General features: G+C 62.6%; 23 protein-coding genes. 20 read left to right on the top strand and 3 right to left on the bottom strand.

Annotated elements, in window-relative coordinates; genetic code table 11:
- The first annotated feature begins 45 nt into the window (after positions 1-45).
- The 5 genes from WBA38_RS08210 to WBA38_RS08190 all read left to right on the top strand — a co-directional run bounded on the left by WBA38_RS08210 (position 46) and on the right by WBA38_RS08190 (position 3,737).
- On the top strand, positions 46-564 hold the full coding sequence (locus WBA38_RS08210) for an NUDIX hydrolase (protein WP_424296527.1): 519 nt from the start codon (positions 46-48) through the stop codon (positions 562-564).
- A gap of 134 nt (positions 565-698) precedes the next feature.
- Positions 699-1,604, top strand: a complete 906-nt coding sequence (pdxS, locus tag WBA38_RS08205) for a pyridoxal 5'-phosphate synthase lyase subunit PdxS (protein WP_424296529.1) — start codon at positions 699-701, stop codon at positions 1,602-1,604.
- 33 nt (positions 1,605-1,637) lie between these two features.
- A complete protein-coding gene (locus tag WBA38_RS08200; RefSeq protein WP_424296530.1) occupies positions 1,638-2,456 on the top strand; it encodes a PP2C family protein-serine/threonine phosphatase in 819 nt (272 codons plus the stop codon).
- A gap of 2 nt (positions 2,457-2,458) precedes the next feature.
- On the top strand, positions 2,459-3,184 hold the full coding sequence (locus tag WBA38_RS08195) for a hypothetical protein (protein ID WP_424296532.1): 726 nt from the start codon (positions 2,459-2,461) through the stop codon (positions 3,182-3,184).
- A gap of 109 nt (positions 3,185-3,293) precedes the next feature.
- Positions 3,294-3,737: a helix-turn-helix transcriptional regulator gene (locus WBA38_RS08190; RefSeq protein ID WP_424296533.1), complete on the top strand. Its 444-nt coding sequence runs from the start codon at positions 3,294-3,296 to the stop codon at positions 3,735-3,737.
- 137 nt (positions 3,738-3,874) lie between these two features.
- Here the strand turns inward: WBA38_RS08190 and WBA38_RS08185 are convergent, their stop codons facing one another.
- On the bottom strand, positions 3,875-5,830 hold the full coding sequence (locus WBA38_RS08185; protein ID WP_424296535.1) for an acyl-CoA dehydrogenase: 1,956 nt from the start codon (positions 5,828-5,830) through the stop codon (positions 3,875-3,877).
- 94 nt (positions 5,831-5,924) lie between these two features.
- Between WBA38_RS08185 and WBA38_RS08180 the strand changes: the two genes are divergently transcribed.
- The 12 genes from WBA38_RS08180 (at position 5,925) to WBA38_RS08125 (ending at position 18,390) form a co-directional block, all read left to right on the top strand.
- Positions 5,925-6,797, top strand: a complete 873-nt coding sequence (locus WBA38_RS08180; RefSeq protein WP_424296537.1) for an acyl-CoA thioesterase — start codon at positions 5,925-5,927, stop codon at positions 6,795-6,797.
- Positions 6,794-7,405 carry a pyridoxal 5'-phosphate synthase glutaminase subunit PdxT gene (gene pdxT, locus WBA38_RS08175; RefSeq protein WP_424296539.1) on the top strand — a complete coding sequence of 204 codons (612 nt, stop codon included), beginning with the start codon at positions 6,794-6,796 and terminating at the stop codon, positions 7,403-7,405. The genes WBA38_RS08180 and pdxT overlap by 4 nt, the downstream gene beginning before the upstream one ends.
- A gap of 94 nt (positions 7,406-7,499) precedes the next feature.
- Positions 7,500-8,255, top strand: a complete 756-nt coding sequence (locus WBA38_RS08170; RefSeq protein WP_424296541.1) for a YebC/PmpR family DNA-binding transcriptional regulator — start codon at positions 7,500-7,502, stop codon at positions 8,253-8,255.
- A 55-nt stretch (positions 8,256-8,310) separates the two neighbouring features.
- Positions 8,311-8,904: a crossover junction endodeoxyribonuclease RuvC gene (gene ruvC, locus WBA38_RS08165; protein WP_424296543.1), complete on the top strand. Its 594-nt coding sequence runs from the start codon at positions 8,311-8,313 to the stop codon at positions 8,902-8,904.
- Positions 8,901-9,509 (top strand): Holliday junction branch migration protein RuvA, encoded by a 609-nt coding sequence (gene ruvA / locus WBA38_RS08160; protein ID WP_424296544.1) that lies wholly within the window; start codon positions 8,901-8,903, stop codon positions 9,507-9,509. Before ruvC ends, ruvA begins: the two co-directional genes overlap by 4 nt.
- Positions 9,506-10,624: a Holliday junction branch migration DNA helicase RuvB gene (ruvB, locus tag WBA38_RS08155; protein WP_424296546.1), complete on the top strand. Its 1,119-nt coding sequence runs from the start codon at positions 9,506-9,508 to the stop codon at positions 10,622-10,624. Before ruvA ends, ruvB begins: the two co-directional genes overlap by 4 nt.
- Positions 10,625-10,733: 109 nt before the next feature.
- Entirely contained in the window at positions 10,734-11,099 is a 366-nt protein-coding gene (gene yajC / locus WBA38_RS08150) for a preprotein translocase subunit YajC (protein ID WP_424296547.1), read from the top strand.
- Between the two features lie 57 nt (positions 11,100-11,156).
- Positions 11,157-12,749 carry a protein translocase subunit SecD gene (gene secD / locus WBA38_RS08145; RefSeq protein ID WP_424296578.1) on the top strand — a complete coding sequence of 531 codons (1,593 nt, stop codon included), beginning with the start codon at positions 11,157-11,159 and terminating at the stop codon, positions 12,747-12,749.
- Positions 12,746-13,795, top strand: a complete 1,050-nt coding sequence (gene secF / locus WBA38_RS08140; protein ID WP_424296548.1) for a protein translocase subunit SecF — start codon at positions 12,746-12,748, stop codon at positions 13,793-13,795. The genes secD and secF overlap by 4 nt, the downstream gene beginning before the upstream one ends.
- A complete protein-coding gene (locus WBA38_RS08135; protein WP_424296550.1) occupies positions 13,792-15,486 on the top strand; it encodes an ABC transporter substrate-binding protein in 1,695 nt (564 codons plus the stop codon). The genes secF and WBA38_RS08135 overlap by 4 nt, the downstream gene beginning before the upstream one ends.
- Before the next feature lie 11 nt (positions 15,487-15,497).
- Entirely contained in the window at positions 15,498-16,082 is a 585-nt protein-coding gene (locus tag WBA38_RS08130; protein WP_424296552.1) for an adenine phosphoribosyltransferase, read from the top strand.
- 13 nt (positions 16,083-16,095) lie between these two features.
- The gene (locus WBA38_RS08125) at positions 16,096-18,390 is read left to right on the top strand and encodes a RelA/SpoT family protein (RefSeq protein ID WP_424296554.1); all 2,295 of its coding nucleotides are present in this window, start codon (positions 16,096-16,098) and stop codon (positions 18,388-18,390) included.
- Positions 18,391-18,464: 74 nt separating this feature from the next.
- Here the strand turns inward: WBA38_RS08125 and WBA38_RS08120 are convergent, their stop codons facing one another.
- On the bottom strand, positions 18,465-19,394 hold the full coding sequence (locus WBA38_RS08120; RefSeq protein WP_424296557.1) for a peptidylprolyl isomerase: 930 nt from the start codon (positions 19,392-19,394) through the stop codon (positions 18,465-18,467).
- Positions 19,395-19,580: 186 nt separating this feature from the next.
- Here WBA38_RS08120 and WBA38_RS08115 point away from each other — a divergent pair, with 186 nt between their 5' ends.
- Positions 19,581-20,264 carry an MBL fold metallo-hydrolase gene (locus WBA38_RS08115; protein ID WP_424296558.1) on the top strand — a complete coding sequence of 228 codons (684 nt, stop codon included), beginning with the start codon at positions 19,581-19,583 and terminating at the stop codon, positions 20,262-20,264.
- On the top strand, positions 20,261-21,538 hold the full coding sequence (hisS, locus tag WBA38_RS08110) for a histidine--tRNA ligase (protein WP_424296560.1): 1,278 nt from the start codon (positions 20,261-20,263) through the stop codon (positions 21,536-21,538). Before WBA38_RS08115 ends, hisS begins: the two co-directional genes overlap by 4 nt.
- Before the next feature lie 107 nt (positions 21,539-21,645).
- Here hisS and ypfJ read toward each other — a convergent pair whose 3' ends face one another.
- On the bottom strand, positions 21,646-22,494 hold the full coding sequence (gene ypfJ / locus WBA38_RS08105; RefSeq protein ID WP_424322451.1) for a KPN_02809 family neutral zinc metallopeptidase: 849 nt from the start codon (positions 22,492-22,494) through the stop codon (positions 21,646-21,648).
- A gap of 118 nt (positions 22,495-22,612) precedes the next feature.
- Between ypfJ and aspS the strand changes: the two genes are divergently transcribed.
- The gene (aspS, locus tag WBA38_RS08100) at positions 22,613-24,430 is read left to right on the top strand and encodes an aspartate--tRNA ligase (RefSeq protein ID WP_424296563.1); all 1,818 of its coding nucleotides are present in this window, start codon (positions 22,613-22,615) and stop codon (positions 24,428-24,430) included.
- Positions 24,431-24,433 lie beyond the last annotated feature (3 nt).

Genomic DNA, 24,433 nt, shown 5'->3' with positions numbered 1-24,433 from the left:
AACTGTCGATTTGGTGGTCTCAGCCACTGGAAGGGGGCCCTCGACATGAGCAGTACCGTCATCCTGGTCGAGACCATTGCTGTGATCGCGGCTCTTGGCGCGCTGGTGTGGTTGGCGGTGCTGGCCGCGACCCGAGCGACCCGACTCGATCGGCTCAACGTCCGGGTTGATCTCGCCTACGAGTCACTCATCGCCGCGCTCGAACGGCGTGCGGTGGTTGCCCGCACGATCGCCGCGATCAATGCCGACAGTCCCGCATCGAGCGAATTGGCCGATGCCGCCACCATTGCGGAAAGCGCACCGCGTGGCCAGCGTGAAGACGCTGAAAATCGACTTTCGGTGGCGTTGGCGAGCATGTCGACGGTCAATCGAGAACCGGCGTTGGTTGCGGAGCTGGCCGATGCCCAAACTCGGGTGACTATGGCTCGACGCTTCTACAACGACGCTGTTCGCGATGCCCGTACGCTTGCCGGGCGACGTATGGTTCGCTGGCTTCACCTGGGCGGTCACTCGAAACTGCCGGACTATTTCGAGATTACTGAACGGGTCAGGGGCGGAAGCTAAACCCTGCAAATCGGACGTGCCTGACAGACAAAGGTGGCGAATCATACAGACAGCTGACCCACCATTGGTCCGATCAGACCCGATCGGGTTTACTTAACGGGATATTCGACACCACTGAACAGGGAGATCAATCAGTGTCCACTGAGGCTCAGAACGCAACGGCGACCGGTACTGCCCGCGTCAAGCGAGGCATGGCGGAAATGCTCAAGGGCGGCGTCATCATGGACGTGGTGACTCCGGAGCAGGCAAAGATTGCCGAAGATGCCGGTGCGGTGGCGGTGATGGCTCTCGAGCGTGTGCCCGCGGACATCCGTGCCCAGGGTGGCGTCTCACGGATGAGCGACCCCGACATGATCGACGGCATCATTGAAGCAGTCTCTATCCCGGTGATGGCCAAGGCGCGCATCGGTCACTTCGTCGAAGCTCAGATTTTGCAGAGCCTCGGCGTCGACTACATCGACGAGTCCGAGGTTCTCACCCCGGCCGACTACGAAAACCACATCGACAAATTCGGCTTTACCGTGCCGTTCGTCTGTGGTGCCACCAACCTCGGTGAGGCGCTCCGTCGCATTAATGAGGGCGCGGCGATGATCCGTTCCAAGGGTGAAGCCGGAACCGGTGACGTCTCGAACGCCACCACCCACATGCGCCAGATCCGCCAGCAGTTGCGTCGTCTGTCGTCGCTGCCAAAGGACGAACTGTACGTCGCGGCAAAGGAACTGCAGGCTCCTTACGACCTTGTCGTCGAGGTTGCCGAAGCCGGAAAGCTGCCGGTCACGCTGTTCACCGCTGGCGGCATTGCCACCCCGGCCGATGCCGCGATGATGATGCAACTCGGTGCCGAGGGTGTGTTTGTCGGCTCGGGCATCTTCAAGTCCGGCAACCCGGCCGAGCGTGCCGCAGCGGTCGTCAAAGCTACGACATTCTTCGACGATCCCGACCAACTCGCGAACATTTCGCGCGGTTTGGGTGAAGCTATGGTCGGCATCAATGTCGATGACATTCCGCAGCCGCACCGGCTCGCCGAGCGCGGTTGGTGATTGGTACAACGTTGTTCCGCAGGGGAGAGCACGATGGAAGAATCTAGGATTCTGCGCGATGAGTCGCTCACCGGCCGCGATGAGGTCGGGGGGCTCGTCGTCGATTGGGCGGTCGTGTGTCACGTCGGTCGAGTGCGTGAAGCCAACGAAGATGCTGCGATGGCACTGCCCGGGCGCTATGTGGTCGCGGACGGAATGGGTGGCCACGATAGCGGCGAACTTGCCAGCGAGGCAGCTCTCCTGACGTTGGCGCAGGCACCAGTCGGCGAGAGTTTCGACGACACGCGTCGCGACATCGGTGCTCTCCTGGAGAAGGCTCAGGACCGCATCGGAGAACTCGGCAGCGAAACCGGCCGTCGTGCCGGCACCACTGCCACCGGTGTGGTGCTTGCGGCCGTGGACGGCGAACCGAAGTGGGTCGCGTTCAATATCGGCGATTCTCGCACGTACCTGTACTCCGCTGGCGAGCTCACCCAGGTGAGCGTTGACCATTCGCAGGTTCAAGAAATGGTCGCAGCTGGCTATTTGACGCCAGCTCAGGCACGCGTCGATCCGCGTCGCAACGTCATTACCCGGGCACTGGGTGCAGGTATGACCGCACCTGTGGCCGACTACTTCGGTTTCCCCGCCACCCCGGGCGACGTGCTGCTCCTGTGCTCCGACGGTCTCGACGGGGAACTCAACGACGACGAGATCGCTGTCATCTTGGAAGCTGCCCCGAACAATGAGGTGGCCGCGGAGGCTCTCGTGCAGGCTGCCCTGGAATCGGGTGCGCACGACAATGTGACCGTCACGGTGCTTTCGGTGACCGAGAAGGATTCCTCGGCTGAGGTCGGGTCTTCAGAGGAGTGATCGTGCCTCCCGCGTCCACCACGACGTTCGTCGAGTATTGCGGCGAACGGATCCCGGTGATTGCGGGTCGCCCGTTCTACATTGGCCGTGAGGCCAACCTCACGGTCGACGACAACCCGTTTCTGCATCGCCGGTTCCTGGTTATGCACGACGAAAATGGCATGTGGTGGCTCACGAACCTGGGCACCCACCTGTCGGCGACCGTGACGTCGGCCGATCTGGGATTCACCGGCACGCTTGGGCCGGGCGCGCGGATGCCGCTCGTCTTCGGGCGGACCAGCATCGTGTTCACCGCCGGACCCACAACGTACGAGATTCAAGTACAGACAGGTTCGCCCGATGTCTCTCCGCCGACAGTCGAGAACTTGGTCGGTGGCAGCACTACCCGCGGTGTACCGAACTTCACCGAAAGCCAGCGGTTGGCGATCCTTGTCCTGGCCGAAGCGATCCTGCGGCGCGACGGGACGGGCGCCAGTGCTCTCCCGAGTTCGGCTCAGGCCGCGCAGCGGCTGGGGTGGTCGTTGACGAAGTTCAACCGCAAGCTCGACAACGTCTGCGACAAACTCGACCTGATCGGCGTTAGCGGCATGCGTGCCGGCGGTGGCAAATTGGCGACCAACCGCCGACTCCGGTTAGTGGAGTATGCGCTGTCGACTCGAGTGATCAGCCGTGAGGACTTACCGCTCCTCGATGCGGAGCGACAGCGCAATCAAGCCTCTGACCAGTGATGATGGCATGGGTAGTTCTGCCCATCGACGGAACTGGTTCCACCTCATAGCGTTCTCTTCAACAGCAGCGGAACAACCTCCAGCGTTCCGCTCCACGGAAGGAACACTGATGACCGTCACCGCTATCGACACCCGCTCGCGCTACACCGGTCTTGCCGGATCGGCCAGCCCCGCCACCACCCGCGCTGGTGCCACAACGGCCGCTGAGCGGCGCCGCCGCGAAGCTCTGGCCCGGCTTAGTGCCCGCGTGATGCCGCTTCCCGGACAGCCGCTGTATGCGGCCCCCGTTCCGGCGGTGGCCATCGAACAGCCCACACCGAAACTGCCGACGCCGGCACTGACCGACCGCGAAGTTGAGGTCCTCCGCACCTGGCTGATGCTCGACTCAAAGCCTGCGGTCGCAGAAGCCCTGTTTATTTCCCTCGGAACTGTGAATACCCACCTCACGCGCATCCGCGCCAAGTACGCCGACCTCGGCCGCCCGGCATCGACGAAGGCCGCGCTCGTGGCGCGAGCCATCCAGGACGACATCGTCGACATCGACGACCTGTGATGGTGCGGCAGTACCAGACAGGCCGACACCGCAAAAAGTCCCCCACAGCCGCAAGCGGCGGTGGGGGACTTTTTGATTTCCGACGATGGTGAACTCGCGGTACCTAACCGTGCCGCGTGCCTAGCCGTGCCGCGTGCCTAGCCGTGCCGAATCATCGGGACATCGAGGCACACGTCCGGTACGCCGAAGGCGTCAACGAGGGCCCGGGCCGACGGGCGAAGGTCACCGCACAAGTCGTTGACCCCGCGACGAATGGCCTTGGCGCGCTCCACACTGACGTGCCGGTGCATTAGGAACCAGCCGAGGTCCTCCTCGAGCAACGAATACACAAATAGGTTGCGGACCTGCTTGAGTACCTTCCTCGCCTCCGGTTCGGTAACCCGGCCGATGGCATCGACGAAACTCTCCAAAACGATGCGCTCGATGTACGCATCGCCGACCTTGATCAGGTGATCCTGGGTGGCGGTGAAGGCCTCAAGGGCCTCCTGTTCGTCGTCCGACCGCGCGTTCCGCAACCGATTGGCCGCGGTGCGCGTCAGGTGCTCCTCTCGGTTGCGGAGCAACCGCAATTGGGTACCGGGGTGGGTGAGCGAACTATTCTCCGGGTCCTCATCGGAATCATCCATCAGGGTCTGAACCACCTGGCGAGCTGCCGTCTTCTCCAGCGCAACATTCTTCGCCATTGATGCAACAAACTTCACCCACCCGACGGCGTCGAGTCCTTGCACATCGTCGGCGTACGACGTCAACTGCTGTTTGGCGACCAATTGCGTTAGGACCAGGTTGTCGCCCTCAAACGTGGTGAACACGTCAATGTCGCCGCGGAGCAGCGGGAGCAGGTTCTCCGACATGTAGCCAGCCCCGCCGCAGGCCTCGCGGGCCTCGGATATGGCGCGTTGTGCCAGAGCTGTGTGGCCCGCTTTAATAGCAGCGGCCTTCGCCTCCAAGCTTCGGACTGCGTCGGGATCGACATCGTTGGGTGCCGCCGACTGTAGATCGTGCAGCTCGGCGGTCACCTCGTTCTGGGCGATCGCGAAGGCATAGGCCCGCGCCACCAGCGGAAGCAATCGGCGCTGATGCGTGCGGTAATCCATGAGCAGGAGTTCATCATTGCCTCCTGGCGCATCGAATTGGCGGCGTTCCAAGGCGTAGCGCACCGCCAGGGCAAGTCCGAACCGTCCCGCAGCACCGGCAGACGCGCCGACCGTCACCCGGCCGCGGATCAAGGTGCCGAGCATCGTGAAGAAGCGCCGGTTGTCCGATTCGATGCTGCTCGAATAGGTGCCGTCGGCGGCCACGTCGGCGTAACGGTTGAGGAGGTCTTCACGAGGGATGCGCACATGGTCGAACATGATCCGACCGTTGTCGACGCCCGGTAAGCCGCCCTTGTAGCCGCAATCGGAAGTAGTGATACCCGGCAGGTCGTCGCCATTGGCATCGCGGAGCGGGACCACAAAGCAGTGAACGCCGCGACTGATCGCTTCCTCGTCCGGTCCGCCGGTGATGAGTTGTGCAAAGACGGCTGCATACCGGGCATGCTGGGCGGCACCACCGATGTAGTCCTTGCGCGCGCTCGGTGTTGGCGAATGGATCTCGAACTCGCCAGATTCCGGCAGGTAGGTCGCCGTCGTCTCCAACGATTGGACGTTTGAGCCATGGCCAGTCTCAGTCATCGCGAAGCAGCCGAGAATATCGAGATCAATGAGCCCGCGAACGTACTTATCGTGGTGGTGTTTGGTGCCGAGATTCTCGATCGCGCCGCCGAAGAGGCCCCACTGGACCCCCGCCTTCACCATTAGCGACAGATCGCCATAACCGAGCGTTTCGATCGCGGTGACAGCGCCTCCGACGTCGCCGGTACCGCCGTGCTCGGTACGAAAACCGGATGCCGGAAACCCGAGCGGCACCATCTGGGTCATCTGCTTCAGTACGCGGGCGCGGTAATCGTCGAGGGAGAGTCCCGACTGGGGGACTAAGCCTTCCGACTGGATGTAGTCGCGAACAACGGCACGCGTCGGTGCCCATCGCCCGTCCAAAACGTCCTGAAGGTGTCCGGCTAGAAGCTGGCCTTGGGAAATGCTCGAGGAACTCATGCATCCGACCCTACCGCCGGGTTCGGTTCAGTCTCTGGTACTCAACGCCAGCCCTCCAGGCTCGATCCAAGATGCTGGTGAGATACTGGCTGTCGTGGCCGGTATTGAAGAGATCCTCGCGGTAGAACGGATCGATAGTGATATCTATCGAGGTGGTGCGTTCCCGAGTCACCTGCGCCGAACGTTCGGCGGCCAAGTCGCCGGTCAGGCGCTGGTTGCGGCAACCGAGACCGTCGACCCAAGGTTCGAAGTTCATTCGCTCCACGGCTACTTCCTGCGTGCTGGAAACCCTGACCAGCCAGCGATCTATCTGGTGGACCGCATTCGTGATGGGCGGTCGTTTGTGACCCGACGTGTCACCGGTGTGCAAGACGGCGTGGCGATCTTCTCGATGTCGGCGTCCTTCCATGTGACCGGCGACGAAGGCATCGAGCATCAAGACCAAATGCCCCCAGCACCTGATCCGGACACGGTGGGGGACCGCAGCGAGTTTGCTACCGATAACCAGAAGATGCTGTTTGCCGAATGGGCCAACTTCGACATCCGGATCGTCGATCAGGCCGATACCCCGAAGATGAAGGGGTTCGCATCGCAGCAGCGAGTTTGGTTCAGGTACCGCGATGCCCTGCCCGATAACCATCTCCTGCATGTCTGCACGCTCGCTTACATGAGCGACATGACGCTGTTGGGCTCGTCGGCGGTAGTACATCCCGATGAGCACACCCAGAATGCTTCGCTCGACCACGCCATGTGGTTTTTGCGTCCCTTCCGGGCCGACGACTGGCTCCTGTATGACCAGACCTCACCGTCCGCCGGGAGTGGCCGAGCCCTGACACAGGGGCGAATTTTCGACCGCGCTGGCCGCATGGTCGCGGCGGTCACGCAGGAGGGGCTGACGCGCAGCGGGGTTCCGGCATCAGCGGCGTCGATTATCCGGCCCGACAGCAGTGATGGCGAGCGCCGGTGACGCTAACGATCGGCGTGCTCGCACTCCAGGGTGATGTTCGCGAGCATCTTGGTGCTTTGGAAAGCTCCGGCGTACAGGCGATTCCGGTGCGCCGCCCCGCCGAGCTCGAGGTTGTCGACGGCATTGTAATTCCCGGTGGTGAATCGACGGCGATGAGCAGATTGCTCGGAGTCTTCGACCTCTACGACCCCCTGGTCAGCCGGTTGCGCGCCGGACTTCCGGCGTACGGGTCGTGCGCCGGAATGATTCTCCTGGCGTCCAAGATTCTCGATACCCGGGCCGACGCTCGGCACCTCGATGCGCTTGATATCACGGTGCGACGCAATGCTTTTGGTCGGCAGACCGAGTCTTTCGAAACCAATCTGCAGTTTGCCGGAATCACCGACGATGACGGTGCCGAGCCGATGCACGCGGTGTTTATCCGTGCACCCTGGGTCGAGGAAACCGGCCCCGGAGTGGAAGTCTTGGCTACGGTCGAGAGTGGACCGGCTACCGGCCGCGTGGTCGCGGTGCGTCAGGAAAACGTCCTCGCTACGTCGTTCCACCCGGAAGTCACCGGAGACTTGCGGGTACACCAGTTCTTCATCGATATGGTTGCGACGGCGTAACATTGCGCCTCTGGCAACCCCAAAGTTCTAGACGAAGTGCCCCGCTCGGCACCTACTGGGCGCGGGAGAGTTTCTTAAGGAAGGGAACACCACAATGAGCGGCCACTCCAAATGGGCCACCACCAAGCACAAGAAGGCGGTCATCGATGCCAAGCGCGGCAAGATGTTCGCCAAGCTGATCAAGAACATCGAGGTGGCTGCCCGCACGGGTGGTGGTGATCCGGCTGGCAATCCGACGCTGTTTGACGCGATCCAGAAGGCCAAGAAGTCGTCTGTCCCCAACGACAACATCGAGCGCGCCCGCAAGCGCGGCGGTGGCGAAGAGGGCGGCGGCGCCGACTGGCAGAACATCACCTACGAGGGCTACGGCCCCAACGGTGTGGCGATCCTCATTGAGTGCCTTACCGACAATCGCAACCGCGCGGCAACTGAGGTACGTGTGGCGATGACTCGCAATGGCGGCAACATGGCCGATCCAGGGTCGGTGTCGTACCTGTTCACCCGCAAGGGTGTCGTGACGTTGGAGAAGGCGGGCCAGACCGAGGACGACATTTTGATGGCGGTCCTCGACGCGGGCGCCGAAGAAGTCACGGATCTTGGCGAGAGCTTCGAGGTGGTCAGCGACCCGAGCGACCTGATCGCAGTGCGTACCGCCCTGCAGGAGGCCGGTATCGACTACGATTCCGCCGAACCGGATTTCCGTGCCTCGCTTGCCGTCCCGGTTGATGCCGAGGGTGCCCGCAAGGTCATGAAGTTGATCGATGCGTTGGAAGATTCTGACGATGTGCAGAACGTCTACAGCAACGTCGACATCAGCGACGAGGTCCTCGCCGAACTCGATGAGGACTGATAGAGTCTCGAACAAGCGTTCGTAAGCATTGGCTTGATCGGGAGGTGGGGTTCACGTGCGAGTGATGGGCGTCGACCCCGGCCTCACCCGGTGCGGTATCGCACTCGTCGAGTCGGGGCAGGGCCGAAAGGTCACCGCCCTTGACGTCGACGTAGTGCGTACGCCGGCCGATCAAGACCTCGCCGAACGGCTGTTGGCCATTCACGTGGCTTCAGTTCATTGGATCGAAACCCACTCGCCCGAAGTGGTGGCGATTGAGCGTGTCTTTGCTCAGCGTCAGGTCAGTACAGCGATGGGGACCGCGCAGGCGGCGGGCGTTATTGCGCTCGCCGCCGCACAGCGCAATATTCCCGTGCGCTTTCACACGCCAAGCGAGGTGAAAGCAGCGGTTACCGGGTCGGGTCGAGCAGACAAGGCGCAGGTTACCGCGATGGTGACCCGCATCCTGGGGATGCAAACGCCGCCGAAACCGGCTGACGCCGCCGATGCCCTCGCCCTCGCGATCTGTCATTGCTGGCGCGGACCAATCAACGATCGGATGGAAGCGGCTGCCCTGGCGGCGCGCGAGGCGCAAGAACGCCACCGCGCCCGGCTGAAAGCTGCTCAAGTAGAGGCCCGCGTTGTGCTGGGCGGAAAGGCTGCGCCTTGATTGCGTCGGTCTCCGGAGAAGTTATCGATATCGCCCTCGACCACGCGGTGGTGGAGTGCGCTGGTGTCGGCTACAAGGTTCTTGCCACCCCGCCGACCCTCGGCGCGTTGACTCGAGGTTCGTCGGTGCGCCTGCTCACGGCGATGATGGTCCGCGAAGACTCAATGACCCTGTATGGGTTCACCGACCCGCAGGCACGCGACCTTTTCGGACTGCTGCAGACGGTGACCGGTGTTGGGCCGCGACTCGCGATGGCGACGCTGGCCGTTTTGGAACCCGACAGTCTGGTCCGCGCGCTCGCCGACTCCGACGCGAAAGCGCTCACCGCAGTTCCCGGAATCGGCAAGCGGGTCGCCGAACGCCTCGTCGTCGAACTCCGTGACAAAGTGGCGGCGGTACCCGGCGCTGCGGCTGCGGGAGTCCCGACTGCTGGCGGATCTGGTCCGGCAACGGTCGCCACCCAAGTCACCGAAGCGCTTGTGGGACTTGGGTTTACCGAACAGGCCGCACAAAAAGCCGTCGCTGCAGTGAGTAGCGAGCATCCTGACGCCGACTCTTCGGTGCTGCTCCGTGCCACCTTGGCGACCCTCGGGCCCCGTCGATGACCGACGAGCTTGGCCCAGGAGAGTTCGGCGCAGAAGAGTTCGGCGCAGGGGAGTTCGGGGATGAACCCGACTTTCTGAGTGCGACTGCAATCGAAGGCGACCTCGATGCAAGCCTGCGTCCCGGCAGTCTGCACGACTTCATTGGGCAGCCGCGGGTCCGTGAGCAACTTGAGTTGGTGCTTCATGCGGCGCGCGGTCGTGGACGTACCCCCGACCACATCCTGCTGTCCGGTCCGCCCGGGCTTGGTAAGACCTCGCTGGCGATGATTATCGCCAGCGAGATGGGGGCGGCGCTGCGGATCACGTCGGGGCCAGCGCTGGAGCGGGCCGGTGACCTCGCAGCGATGCTCTCGAACCTCGTCGAAGGTGATGTGCTGTTCATCGACGAGATCCACCGCATTGCCAGACCGGCGGAAGAGATGCTCTATCTGGCGATGGAAGACTTCCGCGTCGACGTCGTGGTTGGTAAAGGGCCCGGTGCCACGTCGATCCCGCTCGAATTGGCACCTTTCACCTTGGTCGGTGCGACTACTCGCTCGGGCGCGCTGACCGGCCCGTTGCGCGATCGCTTCGGCTTCACCGCGCACATGGAGTTTTACGAACCCGAAGAGTTGGTTTTGGTCATCACCCGTTCCGCGGCGATTCTGGGAATCGAGATCGACGCCGACGCCGCCGCCGAAGTTGCTGGCCGATCCCGCGGTACCCCGCGTATTGCCAATCGACTGCTCCGTCGCGTGCGCGACTACGCCGAGGTCCGCGGAGATGGCCGCGTCGACCTGGTGGCCGCGAGGGCAGCGTTAGCCGTCTACGACGTTGACGAACTAGGGCTTGACCGTCTCGACCGAGCGGTTCTTTCGGCACTTGTCCGCGGATTCGGTGGGGGACCGGTGGGTGTTTCGACGCTCGCTGTTGCCGTTGGCGAGGAACCGGCGACTGTCGAAGAAGTCTGCGAGCCGTTCCTGGTGCGCGCCGGCATGATCGCCCGGACGCCGCGCGGACGGGTGGCTACCGCCGCCGCGTGGGAGCATCTGGGTCTCGCCGCTCCGGAAGGCGCGATCAATCAAGTTCACGGTGTCCGCGCACGTGAAGGCAACCCAGATACCCTTTTCGACTGATTCTCCAGTAGCGCGTAACGACAGGTCGGACGGCTTTTCAGTGGCCGAATTGTGACACGGTAGGCACCTGTGCGACGAGCAACCGGACGGAGCCTGGCACACTGTTCCCATGGGCAATTTAATTCTTCCGTTGATGCTGGCCTTGATGGCCGGTTTCATGTTCTTCAGCATTCGTAACCAGAAAAAGCGGGCTGCTGCCCAAGCCGAGATGCAGAACTCGCTCGCCAAGGGTGCGCGGGTGCAGTTGCACTCGGGGCTGTTCGCAACCGTCGTCGACCCCGGCGTCGATGAAGAAGGCCTGGTCAACAATGAATCAGTGCTCCTGGAGATCTCTCCCGGTGTCGTGACCGAGTGGAATCGTCTCGCGATTCGGGAAACCGTCTCACCCGAGGAAGAAATCACCGAGAATGACTCGGCCGACGATTTCTCGTCGATCGATCGTCCCTCAGACAACGAGCAGAACGAAGAGAAGTAGACCACTCACGTGACCAACCCCAAATCTCGCGGCGGGGGCGAAAAGCTGCGGCCGGAAATGCCGCCGTGGAAGCCCCTGACCGCCTTTTTCGTCCTGCTCGGCATTATCTGGGCACTGGTGTTTTTCACCGGCGGCGGTAGCCCGACGCCCAAGCTCGGCATCGACCTGCAGGGTGGTACCCGGGTCGTGCTGACTGCACGTACCGATGATGGCAAGGCACCGTCGGCGGAAGCACTCGACCAAGCGCGCCAGATCATCGATCAGCGCGTCAACGGCTTGGGCGTTGGTGGCTCGGAAGTCGTGGTCAATGGTTCGACGATCGTCATTACCGTTCCGGGTGATGACGGGAACCAGGCACGCGCTCTTGGCCAGACGGCGCGTCTCTACATTCGCCCGGTCGTGGAACAGGGCATGGCCCAGCCGCAGAAACCAGACCCGAAGGCCAAGCAAGCCGCGGACATGACGCCCGAAGAGCAGACGGCTGCGATTGAGGAGCAGCGCGCTCTTCGACAGGCACCTGCCGGTGCGGATCAAGCGACGCTGAACAAACTTCGCGAACAGATGGCCAAACTCGACTGCTCGCCGAATGCAAACGATCCACTCGTTGGGCACGATCGACCCAATGAGTACCTCGTGGCCTGTGGTGAGAAGAATACGGTTTATCTGCTGGAGCCGATGCTGATCGACGGACGGGATGTCGCCAAGGCGGTAGCCGGACAGAACTCGACCGGTGGCTGGATTGTGAACGTCGACTACAAGGGCGACGCGGCGAAGACGTGGGCTGATTACACGGGCAAGCACGTTGGTACCCAGACGGCGGTAACCCTCGATACATTCGTAGTCAGTGCGCCAGCTATCAACACGCAGATCATCGGCACCACTGAAATCTCCGGTGACTTCACTCAGGCTGAGTCCGAACAACTTGCCAACGCCCTGAAGTACGGTTCACTTCCGCTGTCGTTCTCCTTGTCAGACGCACAAACCGTCTCCGCAACCCTCGGTTTGCACTCGTTGCAGGCGGGGCTGATAGCCGGCCTCGTCGGCCTGATCCTGGTCCTGATTTACTCGCTGCTGTACTACCGTGCGATGGGCTTCCTGTCGGTGCTTTCGCTGATCCTGGCTGGCGCCATGGTCTACGGCATTATCATCCTGCTCGGCCGCTGGATCGGGTTCACCCTCGACCTCGCCGGTATCGCCGGTTTGATCATCGGTATCGGTATGACAGCCGACTCGTTCGTCGTTTACTTCGAACGCATCAAGGATGAGATGCGCGAAGGCAGAACCGTGCGGTCGGCCGTCGCCCGAGGCTGGCAAAGCGCACGCCGGACCGTGTGGACCGGTAACGCCGTCAGCTTTATCGGCGCAGCCATCATCTACCTGCTCGCTGTCGGCGCGGTCCGAGGCTTTGCGTTCACTCTTGGTCTGACAACCCTCATCGATATCGTGATCGTCTTTATGGTCACGCACCCGATGGTGGTTCTCGCCAGCCGTAATAAGTTCCTGTCCCGACCTCAGATCAATGGTCTCGGTGCAGTTTCCGAGGTGGCACGCGCACGTCGCAAGACGGCCGTCACCGCGCAGTCCGAGTCTGCTGCCTCGGCGACCTCCGCCGATATCGCAGGTCCTTCCGACAACGGGGAGTCGAAGTGAGCGAGAAGCACGAACCCACCCAGTGGGCCGACGCTGACTACGTCGCCGATAAGAATCAGTCGTTCTTTTCGCGGCTCTACTCGGGCACCGGAGCATTCGACATCATCGGCAAACGCCGTATGTGGTACGTGATCTCCGCAATCATGATGCTGATTGCGATCCTGTCGATCGCGATCCGCGGCTTCACCTTCGGTATCGACTTCGAAGGTGGCACGCAGATCTCGGTGCCGGTCCGCGGATCGGTGTCGACGAGCGAGGTCTCGAAGGTGTTTAGCGACACCCTCGGTAAGGCACCAGAAGCGGTCCAGCAGGCTGGTACCGGTGAAACGGCCACCATTCAGGTCCGCACCGAGACCTTGACCGTGGCCGAAACCGGCAAGGTTCTGCACGCCCTCGGAAATGCCTTTGAACCCGCCGTGAGTGCAGCCGATGTCAGTTCGTCCGACGTCAGCTCCACGTGGGGCCAGGAGATCACCAAGAAGATGCTGATCGCGCTGGCGGTGTTCCTCGTCGTCGCGTTTATTTACATCACCATCCGCTTCGACAAGGAAATGTCGGTGGCCGCGATGGCGTCGCTGATCTTTGACCTTGTCGTCACTGCGGGCATCTATTCGCTTGTCGGCTGGGAAATGACCCCGGCCACGGTGATCGGTCTGCTGACGATCCTCGGCTTCTCCGTTTACGACACGGTGGTCGTGTTCGACAAGGTGGAAGAGAACACCAGATCGGTGTTCGCGACCACCAGGCGAACTTACGCCGAGCAAACCAACCTCGCGGTCAACCAGACCCTGATGAGGTCGATCAACACCACCGTGATTTCGGTGCTGCCGATCATTGCGCTGATGGTCGTCGCAGTGTGGATGCTGGGTGTCGGCACACTTAAGGACCTGGCATTGATTCAGTTGGTCGGCGTCGTCGTCGGTACGTACTCGTCAGTGTTCCTGGCGTCTCCGTGGCTCGTGTCCATGAAGGAACTCAACGCTGACGTCAAACGGCATACCGCGAAGGTGCTTGCACGCCGGGAGAACAAGAAGGTTTCAGCATGATTGGCCCGCGGTTGCGCCGTGTCGTAGCGCTAAGCGCTGTCGGCGCGGCCGCGGGTGCAGTCCTCGTCGCGTGCGGCGATGACCGTTCCGCCATTGATTACGTCATTGACGCACGCGTGTCGTCGTACAACGCGAATACCGTCAACGGACACGCAGACGGTTCCATCATGGCATTGTCGCGAGTCCTTCCCGGATTTTCCATCGTCGGACCGGATGGGCAGATTATCGCCGACCGCGATGTCGGGACCGTGACGCCGAAGCCCGGGGGAGCGTTTACTCTCCGCTACGAATTCACTCCCGCCGCCGCGTTCTCCGACGGCACGCCACTTGCCTGCGATGACATCGTGCTTGCCGCGACTGCGCTGAGTGGAAAGACGCCCGGCTTCGACGCCGCGACCAATGCGGGCTACCGCAATATCGCCACCGTCGACTGCAAACCGGGCGAGAGGGGTGCGACCGTCACGTTTGAGCGCGGCAGCGACTACAGCCAGTGGGCAGCACTGTTCGGTGCTGGGACCCTTCTGCCGTCGCGTTTGGTCGCTAAGAAGGCAGGTGTTCCAAACGTCGTCGATCCCATCCGCAAGGGTGACAAGGCCGCGATCAGCAAAATTGCCGAGGCTTGGAACACCGGCTTTGCGTTGCGTCCCGGCACTGAAATCGACGAAGCCGCATTTCCGTCCTCGGGTCCGTACAAGCTGAGTTCGTACACCGTCGACGGCGGACTGAAACTCATTGCCAACGAAAAATGGTGGGGTGTCGCTCCCGCCGCCGAAACTGTCACGGTGTGGCCCCGCGGTACCAACGGCAAGGCCGCACTTGACGGCTCCAAGGCGACGGTCGTCGACACTGAAGACCTCGCCCTTGGCGATAGTGTCGCTGGCCGTGATGCGCCCTCGACACCGGTCAACCGGACAACCCTGCATGATCCGGCACCGCTGTCAGTGACCCAGTTGATGTTCGCGAGCAAGGGCGTCGCGGCCGATCCGCTAGTCCGCCGGGCGCTCGCTTCGTGCATGCCGCGCGACACCATTGCCCGCGCCTATGGCGCCAGCGGACAGGTGTGGAACCTGCGCACGGCGTCGCCCGCCGATCCGCTCGGACCGGCGCTGAATGTGCAGTACGGGCGCCGCTTCCCGCGCGCTGACGTGCCGCGCGCCAAAGAATTGCTTAACCAGCGACTTAATGACCAAGGTCAACGCCGTGCCAATCCGACAATCCGTGTCGGCTACCTGGCGCCGGACACCCAGTCGTCGGGCATCGTCAAACAGATCGCGAATACTTGCCAGAGTGCGGGCATCACCGTCGAAGACGTGTCATCGCCAGAGCTAACGGTCACCGGCCTTGGTAAGGACTTTGACGTCTTGCTCACTTCAAGCGGCACGTTTGCGGCAGCGGGCACGGCGTCGGGGTTGCCCGACGCATTCGCGCTCTACCGCGGGGACCCGCTCAACCTCTCGTCCTTCAATGACAAGCAGGTCAGCGACGCGATCACCGGACTTGCTGCCACAACGAGCGCAAGCGCGCGACTGCCACTGCTGCGAACCGTCGAAACTGCCGCCTGGGATGCGCTGCCGAGCATTCCGCTCTTCGGCACGGTCCGCGCCCGCGAGTCGGCGTCGGTCGACGGAGCAGTCCCCGGGCTTGGTATTTCTGGAACGGGATGGAATATGGATCGGTGGACGGTCGAGTGAGTGGATCAAAAGTGAGTCTCGAGGAAAACGGCCCTGCGGGAAGTATCGCGGTGACGAATGCGCGGGCTGTGGCGGCCATTGAGCGGCATGCCCGACTCGTTCCAGATTTCCCGTCGCCGGGGATCGCTTTCAAAGATCTGACCCCAGTTCTCGCTGACGCCGACGGCCTCGATGCGGTCGTCGACGCATTGGCTCGGGCGTGCGAGGGGGCCGATATGGTTGCGGGCATCGACGCCCGCGGTTTTCTGCTGGGCGGGGCCGTGGCGCGGCAACTCGGTACCGGCCTCATCGCTGTTCGGAAGGGCGGCAAGCTACCGCCGCCGGTCCTGGGTATTGATTACGAACTCGAATACGGTACGGCACGCCTGGAGATTCCCGCTGACGGAATTGACCTGACGGGTCGACGAGTCGCTGTTATCGACGACGTTCTCGCCACCGGGGGCACACTGGTTGCCGCTGCGACGCTCCTCGAGCAGGCTGGCGCGCAGGTGCATATTTTTGCCGTCATTATGGAATTGGCCGGTTTTACCGGTCGGGCAGCGATCTCGTCGAACATCTCGGAATCCGTGCAGGTGCATACGATCTGCGAAGGCTGAGTACGATCGCCATATGAGCGATCCCGACACTAAGCGCCCGGACGACAGTTCTCCGCTGAGTTCGCGCCGCGTGCGTGCGCGACTTGCCCGTCGGATGACGGCTGCCCCGCGCAGCGGTGTCGCTCCCGTGCTCGAGCCCCTTGTCACGCTGCACCGCGAGGTGTATCCGAAGGCCGACGTTGCGGTCCTGTCGCAGGCGTATGCCGTTGCTGACGAGCACCACGCCGGGCAGTTCCGGAAGTCGGGCGACCCCTACATCACGCATCCGCTCGCGGTCGCCACCATCCTGGCCGACCTCGGGATGGACACGATCACCTTGGTTGCGGCGTTGCTGCACGACACCGTTGAAGACACCGGTTACTCGCTTGCTCAGTTGGAGCAGGACTTCGGTACCGAGGTTGCGCACTTGGTCGACGGCGTCACCAAACTCGACAAGGTGGCGCTTGGCAGCGCCGCCGAAGCCGAGACGATCCGCAAGATGATCATCGCGATGGCCCGGGACCCCCGGGTTTTGGTTATCAAGGTCGCCGACCGGTTGCACAATATGCGGACCATGCGCTTCCTCCCACCGGAAAAGCAGGCACGCAAGGCGCGGGAGACGCTGGAAGTTATTGCGCCGCTTGCTCATCGCCTCGGCATGGCGACGGTGAAATGGGAACTTGAGGACCTGGCGTTCGCGATTTTGCACCCCAAGAAGTACGAGGAGATTGTTCGCCTCGTCGCCGATCGCGCACCGAGTCGCGATACCTACCTGGCGCGAGTTCGCAGTGATCTCAATAACGCCCTTGGCGGTTCGCGGATCACCGCGACGGTCGAAGGTCGACCCAAGCACTATTGGTCGATCTATCAGAAGATGATCGTCAAGGGTAAAGACTTCGACGACATCCATGATCTTGTCGGCATGCGAATCCTGTGCGACGAAGTGCGTGATTGTTACGCCGCGATCGGCGTGGTGCACTCCCTATGGCAGCCGATGGCGGGCCGCTTCAAGGACTACATTGCGCAGCCCAGTTTTGGTGTCTACCAGTCCCTGCACACCACAGTGATCGGCCCGGAGGGCAAGCCCCTGGAGGTGCAGATCCGCACGTTCGAGATGCACCGCACTGCGGAGTTCGGCATCGCCGCGCACTGGCGATATAAGGAAGGTCGGAAAGGCAAGGGGCGCAAGTCGACTGACGTCGCTGAAGTCGACGACATGGCGTGGATGCGCCAGTTGCTCGACTGGCAGCGTGAAGCTGCGGATCCCGGCGAATTTCTGGAGTCGTTGCGTTACGACCTGGCGGTCAAAGAGATCTTCGTCTTTACCCCGAAGGGCGACGTCGTCACGTTGCCCGCCGGTTCGACCCCCGTCGACTTCGCGTACGCCGTCCACACGGAGGTCGGTCACCGATGCATCGGTGCGCGCGTCAACGGGCGCCTCGTCGCGTTGGAGCGGGCGCTGGAGAACGGCGAGGTTGTTGAGGTCTTCACGTCGAAGGCCGAGAGTGCCGGACCGAGTAAGGACTGGGAGAACTTCGTTGTCTCGCCGCGGGCCAAGGCGAAGATCCGGCAGTGGTTCGCGAAGGAGCGTCGAGAAGAGGCCCTTGAAGCTGGCAAGGAAGCGATCATCAAGGAAGTCCGCCGCGGCGGCCTGCCTGTGCATCGCCTACTGTCTGGAGAGTCAATTACGGCGCTCGCCAAGGAATTTGGCTTCAACGACGTTGACGCGCTTTACACGGCCGTTGGGGACCATCACGTGCCTGCCGGGCGCGTGGTGCATCGACTCGTGGCGATGCTTGGGGGAGTCGACGCCGCCGAGGAAGAGATTGCGAACCGGGCGACTCCATCTACCACCACGCGTCGTCGCCAGAGTGGTGACAGTGGCGTGGTGGTTGAGGGCGTCGACAATATCCTGGTCAAGCTGGCCAAGTGCTGTACCCCGGTGCCGGGCGACGAGATCCTTGGGTTTGTGACGCGCGGTGGCGGCGTGAGTGTGCACCGGGTTGACTGCACCAACGCCGACGACCTGCGATCGCAGCCGGAACGACTGATGCCGGTCAATTGGGCTCCGAATCCGTCGTCGGTGTTCTTGGTCGCAATCCAGGTGGAGGCACTCGACCGGCATCGGTTGTTGTCGGACGTGACGCGCGTTTTGGCCGACGAACGTGTCAACATTCTGTCGGCGACCCTGACGACCAACCGGGACCGCGTTGCCGTCAGCAAATTCACCTTTGAAATGGGTGATCCAAAGCATTTGGGTCACGTCCTGAACGTTGTCCGCAACGTTGAAGGCGTCTACGACGTCTACCGCGTCACCTCTGCCGCGTAAACGATCGTCGGTTTCGGTGAACGACAAACGGCCGTCTCCCTCTCGGGAGACGGCCGTTTGGCTTAGGTTGAAACTTACTCGGTGACCGAAGTGGACTTGATCTCGAGCGGAGTCTTCGGGAAGCCGTTTTCTGCGGTCCCGATCGGGCCCGGGTCGATACCGCCTTCGACGACTTTGTCGATGACCTTCATGCCGGCTTCGTCGACCTTGCCGATGACGGCGAGCGTCGGGGTCAGCTGGGAATCTTTGGTGACGATGAAGAACTGGGCGCTGCCGGTATCGAACGTTTGCGTCTGTTCGTTATTGCGGTTCGCAATCGCCACTGTGCCGCGCGGGTAGATCACCGGGGGAGTCATCCCCATCTGAATCATCTGCGGGTTCACATCGCCCGATGCCAGGTCGGTGGGATTCTCATCCGGGCTCGACCATCCCGGCGAACCGGCGCCGGTGCGGGTCGGGTCGCCACACTGCAAGACGTGGAGGTTCTCGGACTGCGCGAGGCGGTGGCACGACGTGCCGTCGTAGAACTTATTGTTCGACAACGAGATCACGGCATTCACATTGCACGGTGCCGATGACCGTTCCAGGGTGACGGGAACGTTGCCCATATTGGTCTTGAGCGTCCAGTCGACGGTGCCGGTGTTCAAGGTGCGACTCGGAGGCGTCGGGGACGTACGGGCGTCCTTGCTGCCTTCCTTCATGAACTTCAAATATTCCTCACCCTTGGCCTTTTGCTCGGCGGGCGCGGCCTTGACCTGCTCTTCGATGCTCTTCAAGGTGTCGTTCCAGTTATCGGGCGACGCCGTGTAAGTGCACTCGGTGTGCCGCTGGTTGTCCCAGTGGCGGTAGTAAAAGTAGCCACCGACGGCCACGGCGGCGAGCACGGCGACGCTGGCCACCGAGATGATCGTGATCCTCCGCTGGCGCGCGGCCATTCGCTCTTGTTCGAGCCGCTCTTCCAGCTTGCGGCGGGCGGCGTCGCGACGCTCTTCGTTGGACGACACGCTGGTGGAACCTCCTGTGCGGCGTGGGATGTGGCACTGCCAGCCGGCTAGTTCGGGCTGTGGAATGTTGCACTGGCTGTGCAGCGCGCCCCATGCTATCGCAGCATCCTTGTCGGTCGATGAGACAATAGGCCTCAACGTGTCGTCCGAGTGTTTCGCCGGGCGCAAATGAGGAGGCCAACACTCGTGCTGATCGCCGGATTCCCCGCCGGAATGTTTCAAACCAACTGCTACTTGGTGGCGCAAGATCGTGGAAGTGATGCGGTCATCATCGACCCGGGCCAGGATGCCGCGCCGCAGGTACGGCAGGCGCTGGCCGAGTACGAACTGACGCCGGTGGCGATCTTCTTGACGCACGGACATCTCGATCACACGTGGAACGCGACGGAACTGGCCGATGAGTATTCGATCCCTGTCTACATCCACGCTGATGACCGCGGCATGTTGACCGAACCGGGATTGGGTTTGGGAAGCGCGCTGTCGTCGATGATTGGCGACATGACGTTTACCGAACCGGAGAAGGTCATCGAATTCGTCGACGGCGAGGACGTCGATGCGGCCGGTATTCGCTGGGCCGTCGACCATGCGCCAGGTCACTCGCTCGGGAGCGTGCTGCTGAGCCCCGACAGCGCAGAAGTCTGCTTCTCCGGAGACGTACTGTTCAATGGATCTATCGGTCGTACCGACTTGCCTGGCGGCAGCCATCAGCAGTTGCTCGATTCAATCGCCGCCAAACTGTTGGTGCGCGACGACGATGTGGTGATCTTGCCGGGTCACGGTCCGCAGACGACGATCGGTGCTGAGAAGGCGTCGAACCCGTTTCTCTTGGATTTGCCCGATGCGAATAAGAAAGGACGTTTCGGTCTGTGAGTGGAGAATTTGCCGCACCGAAAGGCATTCCCGACTATTACCCGCCAGCGTCAGCGGATTTCCTCGCTGTCCGCGAGGCGTTGACGTCGGCCGCTCATCGTGCCGGGTACGGCCATATCGAGTTGCCGATCTTCGAAGACACCGCGTTGTTCGCGCGCGGGGTCGGCGAGTCGACCGATGTCGTCAGCAAGGAGATGTACACCTTCGCTGACCGCGGCGACCGCTCGGTGACGCTTCGCCCGGAAGGGACTGCTGGCGTGATGCGCGCTGTCATCCAGCACGGTCTCGACCGCGGCCAGCTTCCGGTGAAGCTTTGCTACGCCGGCCCGTTCTTCCGCTACGAGCGTCCGCAGGCTGGCCGCTATCGCCAGTTGCAGCAGGTCGGCATCGAGGCAATCGGCATTGACGATCCGGCGCTCGACGCCGAGGTTATTGCCGTCGCCGATGAGGGGTACAAGAGCCTCGGACTGTCGGGCTACCGGCTTGAACTGACCTCGCTCGGCGACGACACCTGCCGCCCGCAGTACCGGGAAGCATTGCAGCAGTTCCTCTTCGGCCTGGATCTCGACGAGGCGACCCGCGAACGCGCGGCGATCAACCCGCTCCGGGTACTCGATGACAAGCGTCCGGAGATCAAGGAGATGACTGCGGGGGCCCCGCTGATGCTCGATCACCTCAGCGACTCCGCCCGCGATCACTTCGCTGAGGTTCGTGCGCACCTGGACCGGCTGGGCGTCGACTATGTCATCAATCCGCGTCTGGTGCGCGGCCTGGATTACTACACCAAGACCACCTTCGAGTTCGTCCACGACGGTCTCGGCGCGCAGTCCGGCATCGGTGGTGGCGGCCGCTACGACGGCCTAATGCGTCAAATCGGTGGCAAGCAGGAACTGTCCGGCATCGGCTTCGGGATCGGCGTGGACCGCACCGTCCTCGCGTTGGCCGCCGAGGGCGTCTCGGTGGCCAGCCAAGGTCGCGTTCAGGTGTTTGGTGTCCCGATGGGTGCCGAAGCTAAGAGCGAACTTGTTGCCCTCGCCGCGCAACTGCGTGCGGTCGGGATCTCGATCGACCTCGCTTACGGTGACCGCGCGCTCAAGGGTGCAATGAAGGCCGCTGACCGGTCCGGCGCGCGTATTGCGCTGGTGCTCGGCGACCGTGAGCTCGCCGAGCGGACGATCGAGCTGAAAGACCTGTCGAACGGTCAGCAGCAGAAGATCGCTCTGGGCGATGTGATCGGTACCGTGCAGCAGGTGCTGGCGACGCCCGTCAGCTAACTGACGGATCTGGCCAAGAGCCGGAACCTTACCCGTAAAAGGCAGAATCCCCGTCCAGGACGGGGATTCTGCCTTTTACGAGTTCAGATGCTGAGTCTGCCGGTCCGTTAGATGTCGTTGGTGGCGAAGGTATTGCAGCGCTGTGGGTCGCCGCCGTTGTAGCCGATCTTGAACCAGCGGACGCGCTGTTCGGCGCTGCCGTGGGTCCAGCCCTCGGGGTTCGAGCGGGCACCCTGGATGGTGTCGTCGCCGATCGCCTTGGCCGATTTGATGACGGTGGCGATCTGTTCCTCGGTCAGCGGCTTAAGTGTCGCTTCAGGGCCCTTGTCTGCGTGATATGCCCACACCCCGGCCAGGCAGTCAGCCTGCAGTTCGATGCGAACCGATCCGGCATTGCCCAACCGTTGTCCCTTGGCGAGGACTCCCGTCATATTTTCCACGTGGTGCCCGTATTCGTGGGCGACGACGTACTCCTGGGCGAGCGGACCGTCGGATCCGCCCATCCGCTTGAGGTCAGCGAAGAACGACGGATCGAAGTAGGCGGTCTGGTCGGCGGGGCAGTAGAACGGGCCCATCGCCGACGATGCCGGACCGCAGGCAGTTTGGACGGTCCCGGTGAAGATCGTCATCTGGGGTTCGACGTAACCGGGCATCAGATTCGACCAGACTTTATTAACGCTGATGGCGGTGGCCTTCAGACGGCACACGTCGTCGGTGTTGGCGTCTTCAACGGTGCAATTGTCCAACCGCTGCTGCAGTTCCGAAACATCGGCACTGTTTGTTGGGCCAGCATTGCCACCCCCGAGAAAATCTCCGGGATTCATTCCAAACAGCAGGGCGACCACTGCCAGAATGATGCCGAGGCCACCACCGACGGCGATCTTGCCGCCACGACCGCCACTGCCGCCCGCCGATACATTCCCACCCTCAAGGGGACCACTACCTTGAAATGTCATGCCGCAACAGTAGCGGGCAAATGCGGCCAACTGTGGGCTCATTGGGCCGGGTCCGTAGAATTGGGTCCAATAGCGTGAATCCTGGCAGCTTGGTGCTGCGCAGAATGGAAGGAACATAGTGCTTCGCACTCATTTCGCCGGATCGTTGCGTCGCGAGGACGCCTCGCAGACAGTCACTGTCGTCGGTTGGGTCGCGCGTCGTCGCGATCACGGCGGGGTCGTGTTCATTGATCTCCGTGACTCTTCTGGCTTGGTGCAGGTGGTGTTCCGCGACGAGACGGTCGCCGAGGCTGCGCACCACCTTCGCTCCGAGTACGCCGTCCAGGTTGTCGGCGACGTCGAACTGCGCCCCGAAGGCAGTGAGAACGCGGCATTGGCGTCGGGCGCCATCGAGATCAACGCTCGCGAACTGGTGGTGCTGAACGAGTCGGCACCGCTGCCTTTCCAGTTGGACGAGCAGCCGGGCGAAGAGACGCGCCTGCGGTACCGCTACCTCGACCTGCGCCGCGAAGGGCCGGCCAAGGCAATTCGCCTGCGGTCGGATGTGAACAAGGCGGCACGCTCGGTCCTCGACGCACACGACTTTGTGGAGATTGAAACCCCGACCTTGACGCGGTCGACCCCCGAGGGTGCCCGCGACTTCCTGGTGCCTGCACGACTGCAGCCGGGCTCGTTCTACGCCTTGCCGCAGAGCCCACAGCTGTTCAAGCAGCTGCTGATGGTGGCTGGCATGGAGCGTTACTACCAGATTGCGCGTTGCTACCGCGACGAGGATTTCCGCGCTGACCGCCAGCCCGAGTTCACCCAGCTCGACGTCGAAATGAGCTTTGTCGACGAAGACGACGTGATCGCGCTCGCCGAAGAAGTGTTGGTTGCGCTGTGGAAGTTGATTGGCGTCGAGTTGACGACTCCCATTCCGCGGATGACCTACGCCGAGGCGATGCGTCGCTTTGGTAGCGATAAGCCCGACCTGCGTTTCGACATCGAGTTGGTCGAGTGCACCGAATTCTTTGCCGACACCCCGTTCCGTGTGTTCAAGGCGCCGTACGTCGGCGCCGTGGTGATGCCGGGTGGCGCATCGCAGCCGCGTCGCCAGCTCGACGCATGGCAGGAATGGGCCAAGCAGCGCGGTGCACGTGGCCTCGCATACGTCCTGGTTCAAGAAGACGGCACGCTGACCGGTCCGGTCGCCAAGAACATCTCCGACGCCGAGCGCGAAGGAATTGCCGCGCACGTCGGTGCCAAGCCGGGCGACTGCGTCTTCTTCGCCGCCGGTGCGGTCAAGTCCTCGCGCGCCCTGTTGGGTGCGGCACGCGGTGAAATCGCTACCAAGCTCGACCTCATCAAGGAAGGCGACTGGGCATTCACCTGGGTTGTCGACGCGCCGCTCTTTGAGCCTGCTGACGATGCGACCGCCGCGGGCGACGTCGCGGTCGGTTCGGGTGCCTGGACGGCCGTGCACCACGCGTTTACCTCGCCGAAGCCGGAATCGCTGGAGAACCTTGAGGCCAACCCGGGCGACGCGCTCGCCTATGCCTACGACATTGTCTGCAATGGCAACGAAATCGGCGGCGGCTCGATCCGTATCCATCGTCGCGATCTGCAGGAACGCATCTTCAAGATCATGGGTATCAGCGAAGAGGAGGCGCAGGAGAAGTTCGGCTTCCTGCTCGACGCCTTCGCGTACGGTGCGCCGCCCCACGGTGGTTTCGCCATGGGCTGGGACCGCATCACCGCGCTGTTGGCCGGTGAGCCGTCGATCCGCGAGGTCATCGCCTTCCCGAAGTCGGGCGGCGGCGTCGACCCGCTGACCGATGCGCCTGCCCCGATCACCCCGGAGCAGCGCAAGGAATCGGGCATCGATAGCAAGCCGAAGGTGAAGCCCGATACCGCCGCAGGTGACGCTAAGAGTGACGACAAGGCCGCGGACGCCTGAGGA

Origin of the sequence: Gordonia sp. (in: high G+C Gram-positive bacteria), from assembly GCF_049647785.1 — a bacterium.
Classification (GTDB): Bacteria; Actinomycetota; Actinomycetes; order Mycobacteriales; family Mycobacteriaceae; genus Gordonia.
The sequence above is the reverse complement of the archived record's forward strand: the minus strand, read 5'-3'. Positions and strand labels throughout refer to the sequence as shown.

Excerpts from the sequence above, each read along its gene's own strand:
- WBA38_RS08210 (WP_424296527.1), top strand. The coding sequence starts at position 46 with ATGAGCAGTACCGTCATCCTGGTCGAGACCATTGCTGTGATCGCGGCT.
- WBA38_RS08200 (WP_424296530.1), top strand. The coding sequence starts at position 1,638 with ATGGAAGAATCTAGGATTCTGCGCGATGAGTCGCTCACCGGCCGCGAT.
- WBA38_RS08190 (WP_424296533.1), top strand. The coding sequence starts at position 3,294 with ATGACCGTCACCGCTATCGACACCCGCTCGCGCTACACCGGTCTTGCC.
- WBA38_RS08185 (WP_424296535.1), bottom strand. The coding sequence starts at position 5,830 with ATGAGTTCCTCGAGCATTTCCCAAGGCCAGCTTCTAGCCGGACACCTT.
- WBA38_RS08170 (WP_424296541.1), top strand. The coding sequence starts at position 7,500 with ATGAGCGGCCACTCCAAATGGGCCACCACCAAGCACAAGAAGGCGGTC.
- ruvB (WP_424296546.1), top strand. The coding sequence starts at position 9,506 with ATGACCGACGAGCTTGGCCCAGGAGAGTTCGGCGCAGAAGAGTTCGGC.
- yajC (WP_424296547.1), top strand. The coding sequence starts at position 10,734 with ATGGGCAATTTAATTCTTCCGTTGATGCTGGCCTTGATGGCCGGTTTC.
- secD (WP_424296578.1), top strand. The coding sequence starts at position 11,157 with ATGCCGCCGTGGAAGCCCCTGACCGCCTTTTTCGTCCTGCTCGGCATT.
- WBA38_RS08135 (WP_424296550.1), top strand. The coding sequence starts at position 13,792 with ATGATTGGCCCGCGGTTGCGCCGTGTCGTAGCGCTAAGCGCTGTCGGC.
- WBA38_RS08125 (WP_424296554.1), top strand. The coding sequence starts at position 16,096 with ATGAGCGATCCCGACACTAAGCGCCCGGACGACAGTTCTCCGCTGAGT.
- ypfJ (WP_424322451.1), bottom strand. The coding sequence starts at position 22,494 with ATGACATTTCAAGGTAGTGGTCCCCTTGAGGGTGGGAATGTATCGGCG.